The 20780-nt window shown below is 65.5% G+C and carries 21 protein-coding genes; 5 read left to right on the top strand and 16 right to left on the bottom strand.

The features are described from left to right. Positions 1 to 330: 330 nt before the first annotated feature. Complete coding sequence (locus VMV82_05060; GenBank protein HUY40918.1) at positions 331 to 738, bottom strand: hypothetical protein; 408 nt, start codon at positions 736 to 738, stop codon at positions 331 to 333. A 137-nt stretch (positions 739 to 875) separates the two neighbouring features. Here VMV82_05060 and VMV82_05055 point away from each other — a divergent pair, with 137 nt between their 5' ends. Beyond that, positions 876 to 1394 (top strand): GAF domain-containing protein, encoded by a 519-nt coding sequence (locus tag VMV82_05055; GenBank protein HUY40917.1) that lies wholly within the window; start codon positions 876 to 878, stop codon positions 1392 to 1394. A gap of 63 nt (positions 1395 to 1457) precedes the next feature. Then, positions 1458 to 1766: a hypothetical protein gene (locus VMV82_05050; GenBank protein ID HUY40916.1), complete on the top strand. Its 309-nt coding sequence runs from the start codon at positions 1458 to 1460 to the stop codon at positions 1764 to 1766. Here the strand turns inward: VMV82_05050 and VMV82_05045 are convergent. The 3 genes from VMV82_05045 to VMV82_05035 are packed head-to-tail and all read right to left on the bottom strand — an operon-like array spanning position 1677 to position 6441. Continuing rightward, positions 1677 to 3113 (bottom strand): glycosyltransferase 87 family protein, encoded by a 1437-nt coding sequence (locus VMV82_05045; GenBank protein ID HUY40915.1) that lies wholly within the window; start codon positions 3111 to 3113, stop codon positions 1677 to 1679. The genes VMV82_05050 and VMV82_05045 overlap by 90 nt on opposite strands. After that, complete coding sequence (locus VMV82_05040; GenBank protein HUY40914.1) at positions 3110 to 4492, bottom strand: glycosyltransferase 87 family protein; 1383 nt, start codon at positions 4490 to 4492, stop codon at positions 3110 to 3112. Before VMV82_05040 ends, VMV82_05045 begins: the two co-directional genes overlap by 4 nt. Then, on the bottom strand, positions 4492 to 6441 hold the full coding sequence (locus VMV82_05035) for an ATP-binding SpoIIE family protein phosphatase (protein HUY40913.1): 1950 nt from the start codon (positions 6439 to 6441) through the stop codon (positions 4492 to 4494). The genes VMV82_05040 and VMV82_05035 overlap by 1 nt, the downstream gene beginning before the upstream one ends. A 61-nt stretch (positions 6442 to 6502) precedes the next feature. On the opposite strand from VMV82_05035, the gene VMV82_05030 reads away from it, so the two are divergent. Both VMV82_05030 and VMV82_05025 read left to right on the top strand, forming a co-directional pair. Continuing rightward, positions 6503 to 7753, top strand: coding sequence for a cyclopropane-fatty-acyl-phospholipid synthase family protein (locus VMV82_05030; protein ID HUY40912.1), 1251 nt, complete (start codon positions 6503 to 6505; stop codon positions 7751 to 7753). After that, on the top strand, positions 7746 to 8819 hold the full coding sequence (locus tag VMV82_05025; GenBank protein ID HUY40911.1) for an NADH:flavin oxidoreductase/NADH oxidase: 1074 nt from the start codon (positions 7746 to 7748) through the stop codon (positions 8817 to 8819). Before VMV82_05030 ends, VMV82_05025 begins: the two co-directional genes overlap by 8 nt. Here VMV82_05025 and pfkB read toward each other — a convergent pair. The 3 genes from pfkB to ppsA are packed head-to-tail and all read right to left on the bottom strand — an operon-like array spanning position 8726 to position 12629. Further along, the gene (gene pfkB / locus VMV82_05020; protein ID HUY40910.1) at positions 8726 to 9727 is read right to left on the bottom strand and encodes a 1-phosphofructokinase; all 1002 of its coding nucleotides are present in this window, start codon (positions 9725 to 9727) and stop codon (positions 8726 to 8728) included. The genes VMV82_05025 and pfkB overlap by 94 nt on opposite strands. Continuing rightward, positions 9724 to 10194, bottom strand: coding sequence for a universal stress protein (locus VMV82_05015; GenBank protein HUY40909.1), 471 nt, complete (start codon positions 10192 to 10194; stop codon positions 9724 to 9726). The genes pfkB and VMV82_05015 overlap by 4 nt, the downstream gene beginning before the upstream one ends. Next, on the bottom strand, positions 10191 to 12629 hold the full coding sequence (gene ppsA / locus VMV82_05010; GenBank protein HUY40908.1) for a phosphoenolpyruvate synthase: 2439 nt from the start codon (positions 12627 to 12629) through the stop codon (positions 10191 to 10193). The genes VMV82_05015 and ppsA overlap by 4 nt, the downstream gene beginning before the upstream one ends. Positions 12630 to 12730: 101 nt before the next feature. On the opposite strand from ppsA, the gene VMV82_05005 reads away from it, so the two are divergent. Beyond that, the gene (locus tag VMV82_05005; protein HUY40907.1) at positions 12731 to 14752 is read left to right on the top strand and encodes a copper-translocating P-type ATPase; all 2022 of its coding nucleotides are present in this window, start codon (positions 12731 to 12733) and stop codon (positions 14750 to 14752) included. A 12-nt stretch (positions 14753 to 14764) separates the two neighbouring features. On the opposite strand, the gene VMV82_05000 is transcribed toward VMV82_05005, so the two are convergent. The 9 genes from VMV82_05000 to VMV82_04960 all read right to left on the bottom strand — a co-directional run bounded on the left by VMV82_05000 (position 14765) and on the right by VMV82_04960 (position 20778). Next, positions 14765 to 14926: a Flp family type IVb pilin gene (locus tag VMV82_05000; GenBank protein HUY40906.1), complete on the bottom strand. Its 162-nt coding sequence runs from the start codon at positions 14924 to 14926 to the stop codon at positions 14765 to 14767. A gap of 135 nt (positions 14927 to 15061) precedes the next feature. Beyond that, positions 15062 to 15841, bottom strand: a complete 780-nt coding sequence (locus VMV82_04995) for an ABC transporter permease (protein ID HUY40905.1) — start codon at positions 15839 to 15841, stop codon at positions 15062 to 15064. Further along, entirely contained in the window at positions 15838 to 16620 is a 783-nt protein-coding gene (locus tag VMV82_04990) for an ATP-binding cassette domain-containing protein (GenBank protein ID HUY40904.1), read from the bottom strand. The genes VMV82_04995 and VMV82_04990 overlap by 4 nt, the downstream gene beginning before the upstream one ends. After that, entirely contained in the window at positions 16614 to 17261 is a 648-nt protein-coding gene (locus VMV82_04985) for a BON domain-containing protein (GenBank protein ID HUY40903.1), read from the bottom strand. Before VMV82_04985 ends, VMV82_04990 begins: the two co-directional genes overlap by 7 nt. A 110-nt stretch (positions 17262 to 17371) precedes the next feature. Next, positions 17372 to 17806 (bottom strand): universal stress protein, encoded by a 435-nt coding sequence (locus tag VMV82_04980; protein ID HUY40902.1) that lies wholly within the window; start codon positions 17804 to 17806, stop codon positions 17372 to 17374. A 17-nt stretch (positions 17807 to 17823) separates the two neighbouring features. Then, entirely contained in the window at positions 17824 to 18066 is a 243-nt protein-coding gene (locus VMV82_04975) for a hypothetical protein (GenBank protein HUY40901.1), read from the bottom strand. Positions 18067 to 18069: 3 nt separating this feature from the next. Next, positions 18070 to 19134, bottom strand: a complete 1065-nt coding sequence (locus VMV82_04970; GenBank protein ID HUY40900.1) for an acetate/propionate family kinase — start codon at positions 19132 to 19134, stop codon at positions 18070 to 18072. Positions 19135 to 19142: 8 nt separating this feature from the next. Further along, a complete protein-coding gene (locus VMV82_04965) occupies positions 19143 to 20072 on the bottom strand; it encodes a bifunctional enoyl-CoA hydratase/phosphate acetyltransferase (protein HUY40899.1) in 930 nt (309 codons plus the stop codon). A 4-nt stretch (positions 20073 to 20076) separates the two neighbouring features. Then, positions 20077 to 20778, bottom strand: a complete 702-nt coding sequence (locus tag VMV82_04960) for a response regulator transcription factor (protein HUY40898.1) — start codon at positions 20776 to 20778, stop codon at positions 20077 to 20079. Positions 20779 to 20780 lie beyond the last annotated feature (2 nt).

Below are 20780 nucleotides of genomic sequence, written 5' to 3'. Positions count from 1 at the left end.
AGGAGTCCCCTGCTCTATCCAGTTTGAGCTACGGGCGCGCGCTGACCTTGCCTCATTTTATGCGGGTTTGCGGCGCAACCGCCCTTCGGCCGGGGCATGGAAACCTGCGGCGCTTACTAGCGGCCGCCCACCCGCAGGGCGCAGGCCCTCGACTTTTCGCAAAACCCGGGATCTGGCCCACGATCGGACGCTATCTCATGCCTTCTTGCTGTGGTGCTGATCGCGCCACTCGGTCTCATTTGGTATCGCGTTCTTCTCCACGATCGTTGGACGAAGACGCGCGTGCCGAAAGTCGAGCGCGTCGTCGCGCGTGCGGCCACCTTCGCGTCGTCATCCGTGAATGTCGCCGCACGAGACATACGCTCCGAGATCGTCGGCGCTCTTGTGCACGTTGATTGCCAGCGGACGGGAGAGCAGATCGGAAATCGTGACGCCTGGAAGAGTGGTCGTCGATGACCCGTTGACGACGTTCGCGAGCGGATGTTGGACGCCGCCTAGGTCGGAGCACACGCCGAAATGGACGTGCGCTGGTTCGGGCGTCGACGTCGCGTTCTGGAGCGAGATCACGATCTGGACGCCGTTGCTGGTCTGTGTGATCGTCGCGGTACCGTCTTCGCCGGACCCGCTTTGCGCATTCATGGTAACGTCGAGCGTCGCCGGGGTGTCTGCCGATACGCACGCGATCGCGGATACCGACAGCAAAGCCGCAGCGGCAAGTGCAAAACGGGGAAGGCTCATGGTTGCGTTTCCTTTTTCTGCAGCGAGGGTAACCGAGCACTGATTCGGGGGCTCGAGACGCCACCCCCGCCGTACGGCGAGGCGGGTCGGTTCGCCCCGCAAGGCTGTCGCCCAGCTCCTGCGAAATCGTTTGAGTCGTGACGGACTACAGGCTGCTCGAGGAACAAGTCAGAGGCTTGCTGAGCGACGAGAGCGATCCCATCGCCAACGCCGCAAACTTCGCCGCTCTGGTCTACGGCGAGATACCCGACGTCAGCTGGGCCGGCTTCTACTACGCAGACCCCGAGGGCGAGTTGGTGCTCGGTCCGTTCCAGGGGCGACCCGCTTGCGCGCGTCTACCGAAAGGAAGGGGCGTCTGCGGCGCGGCGTTCTTGCGTCGCGAGATCCTCGTCGTCGACGACGTTTCGCAGTTCGCCGATCACATCGCGTGCGATTCGGCCGCTCGCTCGGAGATCGTGGTACCGCTGGTTGTGGATAACTCTGCCTACGGCGTCTTCGACCTCGACAGCGCTCTCCTGCGCAGATTCATCCCTGACGATCAGCGGGGCATCGAGAGTCTCGTGAAAACGTTCGTCTCGTTGACTCCGCGACCGAAGCGCAATGAGAAGGAATCTCTTCCGTTTGGTAAAAATCCCGTGAGGAAAACTCCCCGATGAGCGTTGAACCGCGCGCTCGCAGATGGCGAGTAGTGCGCTCTTCGGATCGGAAAGCAGGTCGCGATGCTCCAAACTCTGGACGAAGAGGGCACGCGCCTCGAGCTTTCGCTCGAGATCGCAGGTGACGCTCAGCGCGCGTCGATCATTTTTTGGAAGACGTGGCTCTGGCACTCGCGCGAAACCGTCGGGCGACCTACGAGGACCTTCTGCACGGAAGTCGCGCAGCGTTTCGACGTCGCGCCCGACGACGTGTACCGTCAGTGGATCGAATGGTACGAGCTGCTAACGAGTTGGGACCTCGCCGCCGCTATGCTCGGCCGCGACATCCGCGCGACGGCCATCCCCTACGGCACGTCGCACCGTCGCGCCTAACGCGGCAAAGCCCACCGCCGTCGCGCCGATCCCAAACCATATCGGCGCTTTCGCGAGCCACACGCCCCACGAGGACAGGACGTAATGCGTCGCTACGAAGGCGGCCCATGGCGTCTGCGCGATGGTTACCGGGAGCCCCACGACGGACGTCGTGGAGAAGCCGAAGCCGGTAACGAGGAATGCGACGGCGGCAATCGCGGTTACGGCGATTGCCCCCAGTGCCGTGACGAGCCCGTGGAAAAGCGAACGCCCGTACACCGTTCCCAACCATAACGCGACGATCGGCACGAGCACGAGCGTTCCCCGCGCCAAGAACACCGCAAAGAGCGGCAGCGCGAGCGCCACGATGGCGGCAGTGCGCACCCACGATGGGCGTTGCCATCCAAGCCATAGCGCTCCGGGAACGGCGAGCGCGACGTGATCCAGGTGGAGAAACGGGCTACTCACAAGAGCGAAGACCGGCGCTGCAAGCAATGCTGCTTCCGGTCTCTCCCGCGACAGTGCCGTGCGCGAGAACCAGAACGTCACGCCGAGCATCGCGAGCCAAAACACGCGGCCGGCGAAGAGCGATGACCCCGCGGAGACGCCGAGCCGATCGAGCACCCACGGAAGGCCGTACTGGAAATACGCCGGCAACTCTGAGAGCATGTGTGCCGGAAGAACGTCGCGTACGTAGGCCACGTTCTCGGAGATGCCGAGCGCCGAGAACGACACGATCGCAAGAACGGCAAGCGTCACACCAACCGCAATCGCGTATCGCATTGAGAGCGCCGCAGCGGCAACGGCCATCGCGACGCCGACCTGCGGCTCGAGCATCGCGAATACGATGCCGACGCCGACCAAGCCGGGGCGGCGTTCGCGTGTGCCAGTCGCTGCAAGAGCAATGCCGAGCAAGGCGAACGGCAGCAGCTCGCCGACCGACCACGAGATCGTCACGAGCACGACGCCGAGCGCAACGAGAATGCTCCACCGATCCCCAGTGCGCAGACGCTCCAACAACAGAATCGCCGCAGCCGTAGAGGCGAACATAGCGACGATCCAGAGCGCCGCGGCAACGCCGAACGGAAGCCAGGCGATCGCAGCAAAACCAGCGATCGCGTAGCCTGGGAGCGGAGCCGGCAGTACGAAGCCCGGTCGCGCAACGAAGAGCGGTGCCGGCGCCGGCGATGCTTCGCAGCGCGCCATCGGTAGCGCGTCGTACGGATCCGCGTGCGCCAGCAGAACGCGACCCGCACAATAGAACGCTTTGAAATCGTCCAGCGCAAAACGGCCGTGCACGACGGTCGGAACCCAGCAGCAGAGCGCAGCAATGACGATCGCCATCGCCGCCGCGGCGCGCGCACTCATGCGGCGGCCCCCTTCGGCGCGCGCGCGAGCGAGACGAGTCCGGCGGCGGTCGCGGCAATCGCAAGCCAGATCGGGGCTTTCACGAGCCAGAGACTCCACGACGTCATGATGAAGTGCTTGCCGATGTATTGCGCCCATGCCGCCTGCGGCAGCGTTGCCGGCAACGTTTGAACGGGCGGCGCGTGCATGCTTCCCGTGCCGGTGAGAATCGCGACGCCGCCGATCAGCGACAGCACGACGATCGTCAGCAACGCCGTCCGGATACCGACAATCGCCGACGCGTATGACGTCGCTGCGAGCCACGCGCCTACGAACGGTGCGAGCGCGACCAGTCGGATGACTGAAAAGACATAGAGCACCGGCACCGCAAGCGCGACGAGTGCCGCCGTGCGCAGCCAGGAGGGGCGCAGAGCGTTCGTCGCCAGCCACGCGGCGGCCGGAACGGCAAGCGCGATCTGATCGAGGTGGAGAAACGGGCCGCCGACGACGGCAAACGCCGGCGCTGCGAGGAACGCGATCTCGGGGCGAGCGCGCGCGGCGTCGCTGCGCGCGAACCACACCGTGACGCCGAGCATCACGATCCAGCAGAGTCTTCCCGCGAAGATCGCCGCGCCGGCCGCAACGCCGATCCTATAGAGCATCCATGACAGGCTGTACTGCAGGACGCTCGGGAGTTCGGAGAGCAGATGCGCGGGGAGAACGACGCGAAAGTAGGCGACGTTTCCCGCAACGCCGAGTAGCGTCAGCGAGACGAGGCCGAGAATCGCGGCAACCGCGATTGCGGGGATCGCAAAGCGCCGGCCGAGCGCAACCGCCGCGAGCAGTACTGCCGCACCGATTTGCGGCTCGACGAGGGCGAATGCCACGCCGAGCGCAAGCGCCCACGGGCGGCCGTATCGCGCGCTCCACGCGGCAAGAGCAATCCCCAGAAGCGCGATCGGAGGAAGCTCGCCCACGGGAAAGCAGACGGCAACCATCGGCAGGGCGAGCGCGACCGCGATCGCCCACCCGTCTCCGGCACCGGTCTTGGCGAAGAGCGCGACAGCGACTGCGAACGCCGCCGCGAGAAGCACGATCCAGACGAAGGCGGCGATGTCGAACGGCAGCAGTGCGAAGGGCACGAACAGCGCGATCGCATATCCGGGCAGCGGGGCCGGTACGACTTCTCCGGGCTGCGTCACGTACAATGGGTACCGTGCCGGCTGCCGCTCGCAGCGCGCCATCGGTGCCGCCGCGTACGGGTCGCCATGCTGCAGCACGACGCGCGCCGAACAGTAAAACGCCTTGAAATCGCCCATCGCGTAGCGGCCCCGAGCGACGTTGGCTCCTGAGATTCCAAGTGCCGCCGCGACGAGCAGAATCGCGGCGACTTGCCGCATCACGCCGCGGTGATGGAAAGCGGCGACCCGATCGCGACCGGGAGCAGCACCGAGACGCGGTTACCGGCGCTCGTGTGTACCACGTCGAGCCGTTCTGCCAGCGCCCGAACCAGGAAGAGACCGCGGCCGCCCTCGGCCAGCACGTCGGGAACGTGCTCGCCCGTGCTACGAAACGCCTTGCCCCGATCGCTCACGTGCAGCGCGACGGAGCGATCGTCGCACTCCAGCGTCACCTCGGCATCGCCCGGCGTATGCCGCGCCACGTTCGACACGAGCTCGCCGACGATCGCTTCGACGGCAGCGAAATCCGACGCTGGCGCGGCGATCTCGCCCAGATGCCAGAGTACCGCACGTTTGACGCGGTGCGCCGCGCTCTCGTCCTTCGCGTCGAGCTTCCAGGTTTGGCGAAGCGCCGACGCCGGCGCGCACTGCAGATCGGTAATGCCGACGAACAGCACGGCCGAGTCATCGCGCGGCTGCACCCCCGCGAAAATGCGCCGCTGGATTTGCTCGGCGATATTGCCCCCAGGGCTGAATGCTTCGACGCGGATCGCGGCTTCGAGGGCCGCCATGCCTTTATCGTAGTCGCGCTCGGCCTCGACCATACCGTCCGTGTAGAGCACCAGGGCGTTCCCGAGCCCGAGGCACAGCTCGTACGTTGTGAAATCGGAGCGCCGATTGACGCCCAGCGCGATGCCGCTGCCTTCGAGCGTGCTCGTCTCCCGCTCCGGCGTTACGAGGAAGGGCGGCGGATGCCCGGCGACCGCGTAGCGCAGCTTGCCGTCCGCGAGATCCAGCACGCCGAAGAACGCCGTCACCATGCGCTGCTGATCGTCGGCGCAGATTGCGTGATTGACGCGACGAAGGACGCTCGCGGGGTCCGGATCCTCGCGTGCAGCGATGCGAATCGCCTGACGCGCGGATCCCATGACCGTCGCTGCCTGAAGGTCGTGTCCGGCGACGTCGCCGACGCCGATGCCGAGCGACCGCTCGGAAATCGAAAACACGTCGTACCAATCGCCGCCGATCTCGGCACTCTTTGCGGCAGGAACGTATGCGGCGTCGATGCGCACGCCGGGGACAACCGGCAGGTTCTGCGGGAGCAGCGCCTGCTGCAGCGTCGACGCGACGTGGTGCTCGCGTTCGTATGCGAAGAGCAGCTCATCCTTTTGCCGCAACGCCTCGCGCAGACGGCGCGTGATCTCTTGGTAGAGCCGATCGAGCGTTGCGATCTCGTCGTTTCCGTCGATCGCCTGCACGCTCTCGCCCGAGCCGAGTCGGCGTACGTTGCTCGCCAAGAGCTCGAGACGGCGCACGATGCGCAAGCCGAAGTGCGTCATCGCTAAAAGCGTTGCGGCGATTCCGCAGAGACAGACGAGGAGAATGACGGCAAGCGCAAAACGCAAACGCCGCGAAAAGGCGTCGAAGCCTGACATCGTCAGAGAGCGCTCTTGCTTGTCGAGGCCGCTCTTCGTGCTGTTGAGCGTAAGGGAGAGCCGGCGGACGGGCGGCGACGCGGCATACGCGCGTGCTTGCGACGCGTGCCCGGCTTGCATCAGCGCAAGGTAGCGTGCGATCACGATCATGCCTTCATGCGTTGCCGCGACGTAGCGCCGCGCGCTCGCGCGTACCGCCGGCTGCTCCGTGGTGAGGGCGAGCAGGCTTTTCGCTTGCCCCGGAAATGCTGCGGCCCAGCGCCGGTAATTGCGCAGGTCCGCAGGGCGGTGCGACGACGTATAGTCCGTAACGCTGCGGGCCGCCGCCGTGACGATCGCGCTGAGGGCATCGCTCTCGCCGAGAACCCTGGTCGCTTGCTGCGACGAAGCGGAGATCGACTGCGCGTTGGAGACGAGCAGCGCCGCAAAGACGGCGAGCAGGACGAGAAAAAGCAGGGGCGCGGCACTCAGGAGCAGCGCCTGCATACGAATTTTGCCGACTCGCGTATGCATCGGAGGATCGTTTTTCGGCGCGCAGGGAGGACCGCCTCCGAAGAACCATCTTAGAAGAACGATGGAGCCCGCACGCATCGTCCAGGAGACTCTCGTCGCGCTCTTCGGTGACACCTACGGCACCGCGATGGGCGTACGGCTCTGGGACGGAACCCGCGTCGAGGGCAGCCGCCAGCGCTTCACGCTCGTCGTCGCGCATCCCGGAGCGCTGCGTACGGCGCTACGCGCACCGTTCGACCTTTCGGCGGGAAGGGCGTTCGCGGCCGGCCTCCTCGACTGCGAAGGTGACATCGAAGCCGCCGTCGACGCGCTGTTGAATGCCGTCGCCGGCCTTACGCCTCGGCGCGCCGCACACATCTGGCTGATGCTGCGCCGTCTCCCGCGAGCCCGGCTTGCGCGACTGCGCGAAGCGCGCTTGCGCGGCGGGCTCCATTCACGAGCGCGCGATTTGGCCGCGATCGGATTTCACTACGATCTCCCGCTGCCGTTCTACGCCACCTTTCTCGACTCGCATCTCATCTATTCGTGCGCCTATTACGACGACGGCCTTTCGAACCTCGAGACGGCACAGCTCGCGAAGCTCGATCACACCCTACGCAAGCTTCGTCTCGCCCCCGGCGAGCGTTTGCTGGATATCGGATGCGGCTGGGGCGCGCTCGTCATCCGCGCTGCGCAAGCGTTCGGCGCGCGCGCGCTCGGCATAACGCTCAGCCGATCGCAGTACGAGGAAGGCAACCGGCGCATCGACGCTGCCGGATTACGCCGGAGCGCGAGCATCGAGCTACGGGATTATCGCGACCTCGGCGACGAGCGCTTCGACAAGGTCGCGAGCATCGGCATGTTCGAGCACGTGGGCCGCGCAAAACTGCCGGAATATTTTCGCGCCGCATATCGCGCGCTTCGCCCCGGCGGCCTCTTTCTCAATCACGGAATCGCCGCCGAAGGCCCCGCAGTGGGTAGACGTGCGACGAGCTTCATGGAGCGCTTCGTCTTTCCGGACGGCGAACTCGTGCGTATCGCCGAGGCGCTGGCCGTCGCGCAGGACGCCGGCTTCGAGGTGCGCGACGTCGAGAACCTGCGCGAGCATTACGCACGGACGCTGCGCGCGTGGGTTGCAAATCTCGAACGGCACCGCACCGAAGCGGTCGACGCGGCCGGTGAGCAGAGCTACCGCATCTGGCGGCTCTACCTGGCCGGCAGCGCACAGGGCTTCCGCAGCGCGCGCATCGCGATCTATCAATCACTGCTCGCACGTCCGCGCGGCGACGGCACGGTCGATCTGCCGCCGACGCGACGAGATCTGTATGCCTGAGCTCTTCTCGCCCATCGGTTTGCGCTCGCTGACGCTCGAGAACCGCATCGTCGTCTCGCCGATGTGCCAGTACTCCAGCGTGGATGGAAGCCCGAACGACTGGCATCTCGTCAACCTCGGACACTTCGCGCTGTGCGGCCCCGCCCTGGCCTTCTTCGAAGCCACGCACGTCAGCCCCGAGGCTCGCATCACCGATTGCGACCTCGGCCTCTACAGCGACGAGAACGAGCAAGGGATGGAACGCGTCGTGCGATTCTTGCGGCGCTACACCCGCAGCAAGATCGGCGTGCAACTGGCGCACGCCGGCCGAAAGGGAGCGACGCTTCCTCCGTGGGAGGGCGGTGGCCCCGCACCGCCGGGTCGCTCGTACGAGATCGTTGCTCCTTGCGCGGTCCCATACGACGTCGGGTGGCACGTCCCGCACGAGCTCGACGATGCGGGAATGCAGAAGGTCCTCAGCGACTTCGTTGTGGCGGCGCTGCGCGCCGAGCGGCTCGGCATCGATGTCGTCGAGCTCCATTTCGCGCACGGCTACCTCGCGCACGAGTTCCTCTCGCCGCTCTCGAATCGGCGATCCGATCGATACGGAGGATCGCTCGAAAACCGCATGCGCTTTCCGCTCGCGCTCTTCGCCGCCGTGCGCGATGCTTGGCCGGAAAGAAAACCTCTCGGCGTGCGCATCTCCGCCACGGATTGGGTCGAGGGCGGCTGGGACGTCGAGCAATCGGCTGCATTCGTCGAACGCCTCAAGAAGCTCGGCTGCGACTTCGTCGACGTCTCGAGCGGAGGGCTCTCACCACAGCAACGGGTCGCGGTTGGCCCCGGCTATCAGGTTCCGTTCGCCGCGCGCATCAAACGCGCTACGGGAATGGCAACGATCGCGGTGGGCATGATTACCGACCCAAAGCAGGCCGAGCAGATCGTTGCCGGCGGGGATGCGGACATGGTTTCTCTCGCGCGTGGGTTCCTACGTCACCCACGCTGGGCATGGGATGCAGCCGACGCGCTGGGCGGCGGCGAACCGTTCGTGCCCGACCAATACCGTAGAGGGCGCACGATCACCTGACGTACCAGACGCTCCACGTCGACTGAACTGCAGAGGTTGCGTTCCGGCGTCGACGCCGTTGCCGTCCCGGCGGCCGCGCCTAATCGAAGCGCGTCAGGAAAGGTCGCGCCGCGTTCGAGCGCCAGTGCCATTGCGCCGACCATCGAGTCGCCCGAGCCGATCGTGCTGCTCACCGTCACGCTCGGCACTTCGATCTTCCACGCGCCCTCGGCGTCCACGCCGAGCGCGCCGCGCTCCCCTTGCGAGATGACGACGCACGCCGCGCCGCGTGCGCGCAACTCGATCGCAGCCTCGAGCATTTCATCGTCGCCATGCAGCGCGCGCCCGACGACCTCCGCTGCTTCTTCTTCGTTGGGCTTGATCAGCGCCGGATGCGCTTGCAGAACGCTCGCCAAGGCTTCGCCCGACACGTCGACGATGCAGCGCACGCCTCGCGCGTTCAACCACGTGACCAAATCTCGATAGATGGTGGGAGCGATCCCCGGAGGGGCGCTGCCGCCGAGCGTCACGATGCGGCCGGCGCCGATGGCGCAGAGCCTTGCTTGCAACGCTGCAACGTGCTGCGGCGCAACGATGGGGCCCTCCGCCAGCAGACGGGTTCTGCGACCGACGGCGCGCTCGTAGATCATGACGTCGAAGCGCGTGAGCCCCTCGACGTCGTCGAAGTCGTGGGTGACGCGCTCCTCGTCCAGCCGCGCGCGCAGCAGCGCACCCGTGAGACCGCCGACGAACCCGTACGCGACGGTCTCGCCGCCGAGCCGATGAATGACGCGACTCGCGTTGATTCCTTTTCCTCCAGGATCGATCGTGCTCGAGCGGCAACGATTCGTCTCGCCCAGGCGCAGGCCGGGAAGATCCACGGGAACGTCGAGCGACGGATTGAGCGTGACCGTCGCGATCGCGTTCACGCGACCGTTCGTTCTTCTGCCGCTTCTCGTTTCGGCGGGACGACGACTACCGGGACCGACGCGGCGCGCATCACGCCTTCTGCAACGCTTCCCATCAGCAGGTGTAGGAGGCCCGTTCGGCCGTGCGTTCCCATCACGATCATCGTCGCGTTCTTCTGCGCCGCAATCGTTTGAATTTCCTGAGACGGATCGCCGTACGCAAGGATCGTCGTCGCCTTTCCGTCAGCGGCCTCGACGCGCGCCACAGCATCGGCGAGATACCGCTCCCCGTCGGCACGCAGCGCGTCGTAGCATCCGTCGAGCAATGCAGGATCCCCGAAGCTGAGCCGCGCCGCTCGACCGCTATCGATCACGTGGCAGAGCAGCAACTCCGCCGACAACCCGCGGACGAGCTCAACCGCGACGTCCACCGCGCCCAGGGCGAACGCAGAGCCGTCCACGGGCACGAGAATCCGCTGCCGGTTCATTTTGCGTCCTCCGCAGTCATCTGACGAATGGTTTTCAGCACGCTGTCCGGGTTGAGGCTGATCGAGTCGATTCCGAGCTTCGCCAGATAGGTCGCAAGCTCGGGGTAATCCGACGGCGCTTGTCCGCATATGCCGACGGCGCGACCGTTTCGCTTGGCCCCCACGATCGTCTGACGCAACATCTCGAGCACGCCTGGATCCCGCTCATCGAACTCGGCTGCGACAAGCTCCGAATCGCGATCGACGCCGAGCACGAGCTGCGTCAGATCGTTCGATCCAATCGAAAATCCGTCGAAATGGCGCGCAAAAGCGTCGATCTGAATGACATTGTTCGGGATCTCGCACATCACATAGATTTGTAAACCGTTCTGTCCACGCCGAAGGCCGAGCTCGGCCATGCGCGCGATGACGCGCTCGGCCTCGTCGACCCGGCGACAGAAAGGAATCATGAGAATGACGTTTTGAAGCCCCATGACATCGCGCACGCGCTTCATCGCAGCGCATTCGAGCGCGAACGCATCGGCATAGATCGGGTGCGTGTACCGTGACGCGCCGCGCAGGCCGAGCATGGGGTTGGCCTCCTGCGGTTCGAACGCGCTTCCACCGAAGAGCTGCGCGTACTCGTTGCTCTTGAAGTCCGACATGCGAACGACGACGGGCTTCGGATAGAACGCCGCCGCGATCGTCCCAACCCCTTCAGAAAGGGTGCGAATGAAGTACTCGGCGGGTGAGGCGTCGTTCTCTGCGAGCGTTTCGATCGTTCGCGCGATCGTCGGATCGGTAATGCGCTCCGGATGCGCGAGCGCCATCGGATGGACGCGCACTTCGTCGGAGACGATGAACTCGATACGAGCGAGCCCGACCCCGTCATTGGGCAGCATGCTGCGCGCAAACGCGGAGTCAGGATCCCCCAAGGTCAACATAATTTTGGTTTTCGGATGCGGCAGCTTGCCGACGTCCACGTGCTCGACGTCGAAGTGGAGGCGCCCCGCGTAGACGCGTCCTTCCTCACCGTGGGCGCACGATACCGTAACCTCCGCGCCCGTGTGAAGAACGGCGGTTGCCGTTCCCGTTCCAACGACCGCCGGAATCCCGAGCTCGCGCGCAACGATCGCCGCGTGACACGTGCGTCCTCCGCGATCGGTTACGATCGCGCTTGCAATCTTCATCACCGGCTCCCAGTCCGGCGTCGTCGTGTGCGATACGAGCACTTCGCCCGGACGGAAGGCGTCGAGGTCCGCGCTCCCCTCGACGACGCGCACGGGACCGAACGCAATGGTCGAGCCAACGGCGCGGCCGGTCGCGATCGGTTTGGCGTCCGTGGCGATGTGATACTCGTCGATCGTGCTCAGCTCGCGACGGGACGCTGCGGTCTCAGGGCGCGCCTGTACGAGATAGAGCTCCCCGTCGACGCCGTCTTTCGCCCATTCGACGTCCATCGGAAGCGGATGGCCTGCGAGCTCGCTATAGCGCCGCTCGACCGCAACGCACGACACGGCGAGAGCGACGATCTCGTCGTCCTCGAGGCAGAAGCGTCCTCGATCGATCTCCGGCGTCGCGAGCGTCTGCGTCGTCGACTGCAGCGTTGTACCGCCGCCGAAGACGAGCCTGCGCTCTTTGGCGCCGAGCCTGCGCCGAAGCACCCCGCGGTAGCCTTGCGCCAGCGTCGGTTTAAAGACGTAGAACTCGTCGGGGTCGACGGCGCCTTGAACGATCGTTTCGCCCAAACCGTAGGAGCCCGTGATGAAGACGACGTCGCGAAAGCCGCTCTCGGTATCGAGCGTGAAGGCGACGCCGCTCGAGGCAAGATCGGAACGAACCATCTTCATGATGCCCACCGAAAGCCCGACCTTGAAATGGTCGAATCCCTGGTCGATGCGATAGTGGACGGCACGCTCCAAAAAGAGGCTCGCGATACACGAACGGTAGGCCTCCAAAAGCATCGTCTCGCCGCGAACATTGAGATAACTCTCGTGCTGGCCCGCAAAGCTTGCCGTCGGCAGGTCTTCGGCGGTCGCCGAGCTACGGACGGCGACCGAAAGATCGGGGCCATACTGTCGTTGGAGGCCGCGGTATGCGCTGCAAATCTGCTCGGCGAGATCCTGCGGCAACGGCGCCGACACAACGGCATCGTACGCGCGCCGCGCGCGCACCGCAAGATCGGCGATCTTCGACGCGTCGAGTCCGTCGAGGGCCGCATGCAGCTTTGCCCAGACGCCGCCATGCTCCATCACGTAACGGTACGCGTCCGCCGTAACCGCGTAACCGTTCGGCGTACGGACGCCAAGCGGTGTCAGGGAGCAATACATCTCGCCGAGCGATGCGTTCTTGCCGCCCACGCTCGCCACGTCCGCGTTCGAGATACTGCGGAAAGGACGGACGTACTGCGATTCCAGGAGCGCGTCGGCTCCGGCCGCGCTCGCTTGCGCCATCATTATCGCCTCATCCTACGCGACGGGCGCGAAGCAGCCGCGAAGGGCATTCCGCACTTCTTCTCAGGCTTCCATATCTAGGCGCAGGCGGTTACCATCATGGAATGACGACCTGGACGTGTCCCATGCACCCCGAGGTCCGAGCCGCCGGACCCGGGGAATGCCCAACGTGCGGAATGGCGCTCGAACCGACTCAGCCAGGCGCGGACGTCGAGGAGGGCGGCGAGCTCGCCGACATGACGCGGCGCTTTTGGGTGGGCGCCGCGTTCACCGCGCCCGTCGTGGTGCTCGCGATGGCGAAGCCGATTCCTTGGCTCGAGGCGATCTTGACGACGCCGGTTGTCCTCTGGTGCGCCTTCCCGCTCTTCGCGCGTGCTTGGCGCTCGATCGTCGCTCGCAGCCTCAACATGTTCACGCTGATCGGTCTGGGCGTCGGCGTTGCATACCTCTACAGCCTCGCGGCGGCCGCGAGCGGCCGGGCGACCTACTTCGAGTCGGCGGCTGCGATCACGACGCTCGTTCTGCTCGGGCAGATGCTCGAGCTGCGCGCTCGCCGGAGTACCGGGGCCGCGATTCGCGCGCTGCTCGATCTCGCGCCGAAAACCGCGCACCGCATCGACGTCGGCGGCAACGAACTGGACGTCGCACTCGATGCGGTCGCGGTCGCCGACCGTCTTCGCGTTCGCCCCGGCGAAAAGATTCCGGTCGACGGAATCGTGCTCGACGGCGGCTCCTCCGTCGACGAATCGATGCTCACCGGCGAATCGATGCCGGTCGAAAAGCAGCCGGGCGACCGCGTTATCGGCGCGACGCTGAACCTCACCGGATCCTTCGTCATGCAAGCGCGGCGCGTCGGAAGCGAAACGGTGCTCGCTCAGATCGTGGCTATGGTCGGCGAAGCCGCGCGAAGCCGAGCGCCGATCCAGCGCGTTGCCGACGCCGTGGCCGCCGTCTTCGTTCCCGTCGTCGTCGCGACCGCGGTCGTGACCTTCGCGTGCTGGCTCGCCTTCGGCCCACATCCGGCGCTTTCGCATGCGATCGTCAACGCGGTTGCCGTGTTGATCGTCGCTTGCCCGTGCGCGCTCGGTCTCGCAACGCCGATGTCGATCACCGTCGCAAGCGGTAAGGGAGCGAGCATCGGCGTGCTCTTCAAAAATGCCGAGGCGATCGAAACGTTGTGCCGGGCGGATACGCTCGTCATCGACAAGACCGGCACGTTGACGGAAGGTTCGCCCGTGCTCGCGACCGTCGCCGGCACGCCGGAGATGCTGCGCCTCGCGGCAAGCCTCGAGCGCGCGAGCGAACATCCGCTCGCGCGAGCGATCGTCCAGGGGGCAGAGGGCCGCGGAATGCACCTCGCTCCCGTCGCCGACTTCCACGCCGTGCCCGGCAAAGGGGTGCGCGGCACGGTCGACGGCCACGCCGTTACACTGGGGAACGCAGCGTTCATGACCGACGTCGGCATCGGCGATGCAGAGATCGCCGCGAAGGCGTCAATCGCCGGAAGTGACGGCTCGACGATCGCCTTCATCGCAATCGACGATGCGCTCGCGGGCCTTCTCGCCCTTGCCGATCCAATCAAACGCTCTGCGCGCGGGGCCATCGACGCGCTGCACGCCGACGGGATGCGCGTCGTGATGGTCACCGGCGATCGCGAAAGCGCGGCAACGGCCGTAGCGCGGCGCCTCGGGATCGACGACGTGCGCGCCGGCGTTCCGCCGAGCGAAAAGGCGCAGATCGTCAAGGAGCTGCAGAGGCAAGGCCGGATCGTAGCGATGGCCGGCGACGGAGTCAACGATGCGCCGGCGCTCGCGCAGGCTGATGTCGGCATTGCGATGGGCACCGGAACCGACGTCGCGATCGAGAGCGCCGGCATAACGCTCGTGAAGGGCGATCTCGATGGCATCCTTCGCGCGCGCCGTCTGAGCGCGGCGACGATCCGCAACGTGCGTCAGAACCTCTTCTTCGCCTTCGTCTACAACGTGCTCGGCATACCGATCGCCGGCGGAGTGCTCTTCCCGTTTTTCGGGATTCTTCTCTCGCCGATGATCGCCGCAGCGGCCATGTCGTTCAGCTCGGTGTCGGTCATCGCAAACGCCTTGCGCTTGCGGAGCGTTCGCGTTTGACTCGCGGGAGCCTCAGAGTTTGTTCGCGGCGCTCGTGAAGAGGGTGCTGATATGCGTTCCGAGGGTCTTCATCGACACCATGGCAGCCATCGCCACCAGCGCGAGAAGCAGTCCGTACTCGACGAGCGTGGCTCCGCTGTCGTCAGCGAGAAGCGACCGAATCTGTCTGGGCATAACGTAAACCTCCTTCGATAGTTACTTCGATAGATTTCGGCTCACCCTACGCGCGCATACAGCGCCATTACAGAGTCATTACCGATCGTCAATGCCTCGATTGCGGCGCACCCGCATTCGACCTCGGCCCGCCTGCTAGGTCAGGATCAGCGGATACATTCTCGCTGCGAGGACGAGCAGCAGCGCGAAGATGCCGAGCTGCACCCCGAAGTCGGTGACGAGGCCGAACGTGCTCTGGTAGCCGGCGAGCATGAACGTGCGCAGCGCGTCGACCTGGTACGTGAGGGGGTTGATCATGGCGACCGCCTTCAACCATCCCGGCATCAACGAGAGCGGATAGATCGCGCTGCTCGCAAAGAAGAGCGGCATCGTGAGCACTTGGCCGATGCCCATGAAGCGCTCGCGCGTCTTGACGATGCACGCGATGATGAGGGAGAACGTGCAGAAGACCGCCGCGCCGAGCACGATGACGACGCAAACGCCGAGGACCGCCTCCAGCGTGACCCGCAAATGAACGCCGATAAGCAAGCCGATCGCATACACCATAATGGCCTGAGAGAGCCCGCGCACGCCCGCCGCGAGCGCTTTGCCCAGTACGAGCGCCTCCCGCGGTGCGGGGCTCATCATGTACTTGTAGAGCACGCCGAGATCGCGCTCCCAAATGGCCGAGATCCCGAAGAAAATCGAGATGAACAACGCACTCTGCGCGAGGACCCCGGGAACGAGGAAGGCTTGGTACGGAATGTTGCCGGTCGGAATGCCGCGCACGCGAGCGAACACCTCCCCGAACATCAGTAGCCAGAGCACCGGCTGAATGACCCGCGTCAAGAGCTCGACGGGGTCGTGAACGAGCTTCTGGATCTCCGCGTCGGTGATCGCCGCGATTTGCGTCAGGATCGTTTCGAGCGGATTCATCGTTCGGCCGGCTGGGAAGCGTTGCCGCCGGTGTAGCGGATGAAGAGGTCATCGAGCGTCACGTCGGCGCCGTAGCGGCCGGAGATCGTCTCAGGGGACTCCTCGGCGACGATGCGCCCTTCACGCATGAATGCGACGCGCGTGCAGAGCTCGGCGGCTTCGTCCATGTAGTGCGTGGTCATGAAGATCGTCGTGCCGTGGGCGCTTCGCAGGTGCCCCACGCGCTCCCACACCGAATGCCGGGCCAACGGGTCGAGACCGATCGTAGGTTCGTCCATGAAGAGCACGTCCGGCTCGTTGAGCAGCGATTGCGCAATCTCCAGACGCCGAAGCATTCCGCCCGAATAGTGGCGAGCGAGACGGTCGCGCGCGTCGTCGAGGTCCATCGCATGGAGCGCGTCGAGGATGCGCTGCCGGCGCGATGCGCGCGGCAATGCGTAGAGCCGCGCAAAGACGAGCAAGTTTTCGAATCCCGTCAGATCCGGATCTGCGGACTGCATTTGCGGAACGTATCCGATGCGCCGGCGCACCGCAACCGGTGACTGTCGCACGTCGAACCCGGCTACGCGAGCCGTTCCCGAGCTTGGCGCGAGCAGCGTCGTCAACATCTTGACCGTCGTGCTCTTTCCCGCGCCGTTCGGGCCGACGAGCCCGAACACCATGCCACGCGGAACGCGAAATGAAATGCCCTTGACGGCAGCGACGTCTCCGAACCGCTTGGTGAGGTCGATGACCTCGATCGCGATCTCGGGGGCGTCGTCGGATGCCGCTCTTACCAACCCTCGTCGCTTATCCGAATTTCGTTGCGTACCTCTGAGGTGCCCGGCACCGAGTACGCGGCCGATTCCGCTTCATCGAACTCGGCGAGGCTGGCGACCGTACCGGAGAGCTTCACGAGCCCGCCGTCTTTCACGTCGATCACGACGTTCTTGGCGTCGAATGCTGCCAAGCGCTGGAAACGGCTCTCGATACTGCGCCGCAGCTCCATCGGGTCGACGGAATACGGTTTGACTGTCATGTCGTCGTAGACGCCCCGCACCCCGGAGAGGCGCCGGACGATGTCGATGGCGTCCTCGCGCTGATACGGCCAATCGACTTGACCGTGCAGCGTGACGTATCCGCCGTGTACTTCGGGCTGAATTCCCTGCGGCAGCCCGCTGCTCCAGCGCAGTACTTCGACGACCGTCTTGGCTATGTCGGCATCATCGCGAACGTGCATGCCGGCCAACTCGACGCGCAGCTCGTTTGCGATGCCGCGCACGCCCTTGACCGACTTCACCGCCGCCTCGGCCGCCCATTTCTCGGTAAAGCTGCCCAGCGTTCCGGACAGCGTCACGACGCCGCCCTCGACTGCAACGCCGACTTTCCCCGCTTCTACGCGCGGCTCCGCCTCGAGCACATCGAGTACGCTCTGATGCAACGACCTATCTGTATCCACTATCATCATCGGGCGAATCCCCCTTCAATCCAAACGATATGTCCGCTGGGGGAAACGCTCGTGAAGTTCCTGCGAAGATTTCTTGCGCGGAGCTACTTTTGATGCACGACAACGACGGGAACGCCCGCGCTGCGGAGCGTCTCCTCGGCAACGCTGCCGAGAAACAGCCGCTTCAGGCCCGAGCGACCGTGCGTACCCATGACGATGACGTCGACGCCCAAACGACCCGCCAGCGTCACGAGCTCGTACGCGGGCTCGCCTTCCAAGAGCTCCGTGCTCGCGTTCACGCCCGCCTCCCGCGCCCGAGACGCAGCATCGGCAAGCATCGAGCGCGCGCGCGAGAGGGCGTCGTCGAGTGCGGCCTGGGTCGGTGGCATAGGCGCGTTCGCACCGGCGATCTCGATCGGATCCACTACGGTGCAAATCGTAAGCGCCGAGGATTCGGCCTTCGCAAGGCTGAGTGCGGTCCCAAACGCGGACTGCGCGCAGGGCGATCCGTCGTAGGCAAGCAGCATCTTCTTGAACACATCTTCTCCTTTCATGTTCAGCGCCGGCGCGCCTTTACCCAGCGTGATGCGATGCGCAGGATACGGCGATTCGGTCGAGCGGGGACAACCGTCACCACGCGCGGAAGGCGGAAGAACCAGGCCTTCATCGCTTCGGCCAGGATCGCATACGCAACGACGATCGCCGCGATCACGAGCACGAACGACGGCGGAAGCTGCGGCCGACGAGGTTTGAAGCTGCGCGAGCACCGCCAAAGCGTCGCTGCGCGCGGCTTCGGCAAGCGTCATGTCAACAAGGACCACGCGTGGCGCGCGATCATGGCGTTCTCGTTCGCGCGGACGATCCGCACGACGACGCTGCTCCGCGCCGCGGAAATCGTTGGGTCGCCGCGGGTGTTGGCCGAATCGTCGAGTAGCATGCCGAGATATCCGAACGGCGCGCATGCCTCTTCCCGAATCACCGGCGCGTGCTCTCCGATGCCCCCGGTGAAGACGAGCGTGTCGATGCCGCCCAGGACGGCGACCATCGCTCCCAGATGCTTTCGGAGCTGGTGCACGAAAAGCGCCACGCCTTCCGCGGCCTGAGGATCCGTTGCACGCGCGGCGAGCAGCTCGCGCATGTCGCCGGAGAAACCGGAGACGCCCTTCAGCCCGCTTTCCTCATAGAGCATCTTCGAGAGGTGGGCGGCAGTGTATCCCTGCGCGAGGAGCGCAAGCATGACGCCGGGATCGAGATCGCCCGGCCGCGTCGCCATCATGACGCCGCCGAGCACGCTGTATCCCATCGTCGTATCAACCGGCTCGTCATCGCGAACGGCGCAGAGGCTCGCGCCCGAGCCCAGGTGTGCGAGGACGGTCCGCCCCCGCGGATGGCCGAGCGATGCGAGCGCCCACTCGTACGAGAGTCCGTGAAAGCCGTACCGTCGCAGCGATGCCGGCAGCGTCCGGGGCAGCGGGAGGCGCGTGGCAACGTCGGGCAATCCGCGAAAGAATGCGGTGTCGAAGCAGAGCACTTGCGGCAGGAGCGCAAAGCGCCGCAGGGCATCCTCGACGATTGCGACCTCGACGCCGAGATGCAGCGGATCCCACGCGCGGAGCTCGCGCAGGCCGTTCAGTATCGCATCGCTCAGCCGAACGGGCGCATTGCAGCCCGGACCACCGAAGACGATGCGATGGGCGATCGCGTCGGGAGGGTCGTGCTCTTCAACGGCTCTCCAGAGCCCGGCCGCGGCGCCCTCGCCCTTCGTCTCGGCCGCTCCCGAGTAGACGGCCCGCTCGTTCGCCGAATCCCGATCGTAACACGCGAACTTGATCGACGAGGATCCTGCGTCGATGCACAGGATGCGCACGAACTCCGTTACCTGGCGGCGCGCGCGAGCAGAAGTGCGACAGCCGCCGACGCGACACGGGTCGCCACGTTGTCGGCGCGGCTCGCCAGCGCGATGGGGACTCGCGCGCCCAAAACGACTCCGGCGAGTGCCGCATGGGCGAGCAAGCTCAGCGCTTTCACGAGAACGTTCCCCGAGTCGATGTCGGGAACGATCAGCACGTTCGCGCGTCCTGCGACGAGCGAATGAATCTTCTTCTCCATCGCAGCGGCCGGGCTCAGCGCATCATCGAGCGCAAGTGGGCCGTCGAGCAGTCCCTCGGGAATTTGTCCTCGCTCCGCCATCTTGCAGAGCGCCGCGGCATCGAGCGTCGACTGAATCTTGGAGGAGACCGTCTCGACCGCCGCCAGGAGCGCCACGCGGACGTCCGCGATTCCCACCGCGTGCGCGAGATCGACGGCATTGCGCACGATGTCGCGCTTCTCATCAAGCGTCGGCGCGATATTGACGACGGCGTCGCTGATCACGAGCGGTTGCGGATACGCAGCCACGTCGACGAGGAAGGCGTGGCTCATGCGCCGCTCCGTGTGCAGGCCCGATAACGGCTGCGTGACCTCGTGCAGCAGTTCGTCGGAATGAAGGCTGCCTTTCATCAGTGCCTCGACGTTCCCGGCGCGCGCCATCTGCACCGCGATCGCGGCGGCGGCGTGACTGTGCGCGGCAGAGACGATCTCGTATGTGGAGACGTCGAGCGATGCATCTCTGGCAACGGCGCGAATCTTCTCCTCGTTCCCGACGAGCACCGGGACGATCAGGCCGGCGCGAGCGGCGGATACAGCGCCTTCGAGCGCGAGCACGTCGCACGGATGGACGACGGCGGTGCGGGCCGGCGGCAGGCCCTCGCAGCGCCGCAGGAGATCGGCGTGCCAGCCAGCAGGTAAAACGCGCTCTACGTGCATCGCGTTACGGCCGGCGCATCTTGTAGCCCACGCCGTACACCGTCAGGACGTACTCAGGGTTGTGCGGATCCGGCTCGATCTTTTTGCGCAGATTGTTGATGTGCCGGTCGAGCGTACGCTCGAAGATGTCGCCGCCGTCGTTCAAACGATCGAGCAGATGCGAACGCGTGAAGACCTCGCCTGGATTCTCCGCCAAGAGCGCAAGGATCCGGAACTCGGTCGCCGTCACATTCGCCGAACTTCCCGCGATGTGGACTTCGTGAAACTCGTGGTCGATCTCCAAATTGCCGACGAGCGTCTTCTTCGCCGCGCGCTGCAACGGCGAAACGACGGTCTCTTCGACCCTGCGGAAGAGCGCGCGAACGCGTGCTACGACTTCGCGTGCCGAGAACGGCTTCGTGACGTAATCGTCGGCACCGAGCTCGAGACCGACTATGCGATCCGCCTCCTCGGCGCGCGCGGTCAGCATGATCGAGGGAATCCGCCCATTCGGCCCGGAGACGGCGCGCAGGACGTCTAACCCACTGCCGTCCGGCAATGTGATGTCGAGGATCAACATATCCGGGCGAAGCGCGCCGATCTTCTCGAGCGCTTCCGCCACCGTACCGGCGGAGTCGACGATGAGCCCCTCCCGTTCGAGGTACGCGTGCAGAACCTCGACGATCTGCGGCTCGTCATCGACGACCAAAATCCGTTTGCGTTCCACCT

The sequence above is a fragment of the Candidatus Dormiibacterota bacterium genome, from assembly GCA_035532035.1.
Classification (GTDB): Bacteria; Vulcanimicrobiota; Vulcanimicrobiia; order Vulcanimicrobiales; family Vulcanimicrobiaceae; genus Tyrphobacter.
This window is presented reverse-complemented; position numbering and strand designations above follow the sequence as displayed.

Bases quoted from the DNA above. Each gene is read 5' to 3' on its own strand.
- VMV82_05060 (HUY40918.1), bottom strand. From the start codon at position 738: ATGAGCCTTCCCCGTTTTGCACTTGCCGCTGCGGCTTTGCTGTCGGTA.
- VMV82_05050 (HUY40916.1), top strand. From the start codon at position 1,458: ATGCTCCAAACTCTGGACGAAGAGGGCACGCGCCTCGAGCTTTCGCTC.
- VMV82_05045 (HUY40915.1), bottom strand. From the start codon at position 3,113: ATGAGTGCGCGCGCCGCGGCGGCGATGGCGATCGTCATTGCTGCGCTC.
- VMV82_05040 (HUY40914.1), bottom strand. From the start codon at position 4,492: ATGCGGCAAGTCGCCGCGATTCTGCTCGTCGCGGCGGCACTTGGAATC.
- VMV82_05035 (HUY40913.1), bottom strand. From the start codon at position 6,441: ATGCATACGCGAGTCGGCAAAATTCGTATGCAGGCGCTGCTCCTGAGT.
- VMV82_05030 (HUY40912.1), top strand. From the start codon at position 6,503: ATGGAGCCCGCACGCATCGTCCAGGAGACTCTCGTCGCGCTCTTCGGT.
- VMV82_05025 (HUY40911.1), top strand. From the start codon at position 7,746: ATGCCTGAGCTCTTCTCGCCCATCGGTTTGCGCTCGCTGACGCTCGAG.
- VMV82_05015 (HUY40909.1), bottom strand. From the start codon at position 10,194: ATGAACCGGCAGCGGATTCTCGTGCCCGTGGACGGCTCTGCGTTCGCC.
- ppsA (HUY40908.1), bottom strand. From the start codon at position 12,629: ATGATGGCGCAAGCGAGCGCGGCCGGAGCCGACGCGCTCCTGGAATCG.
- VMV82_05005 (HUY40907.1), top strand. From the start codon at position 12,731: ATGACGACCTGGACGTGTCCCATGCACCCCGAGGTCCGAGCCGCCGGA.
- VMV82_05000 (HUY40906.1), bottom strand. From the start codon at position 14,926: ATGCCCAGACAGATTCGGTCGCTTCTCGCTGACGACAGCGGAGCCACG.
- VMV82_04995 (HUY40905.1), bottom strand. From the start codon at position 15,841: ATGAATCCGCTCGAAACGATCCTGACGCAAATCGCGGCGATCACCGAC.
- VMV82_04965 (HUY40899.1), bottom strand. From the start codon at position 20,072: ATGCACGTAGAGCGCGTTTTACCTGCTGGCTGGCACGCCGATCTCCTG.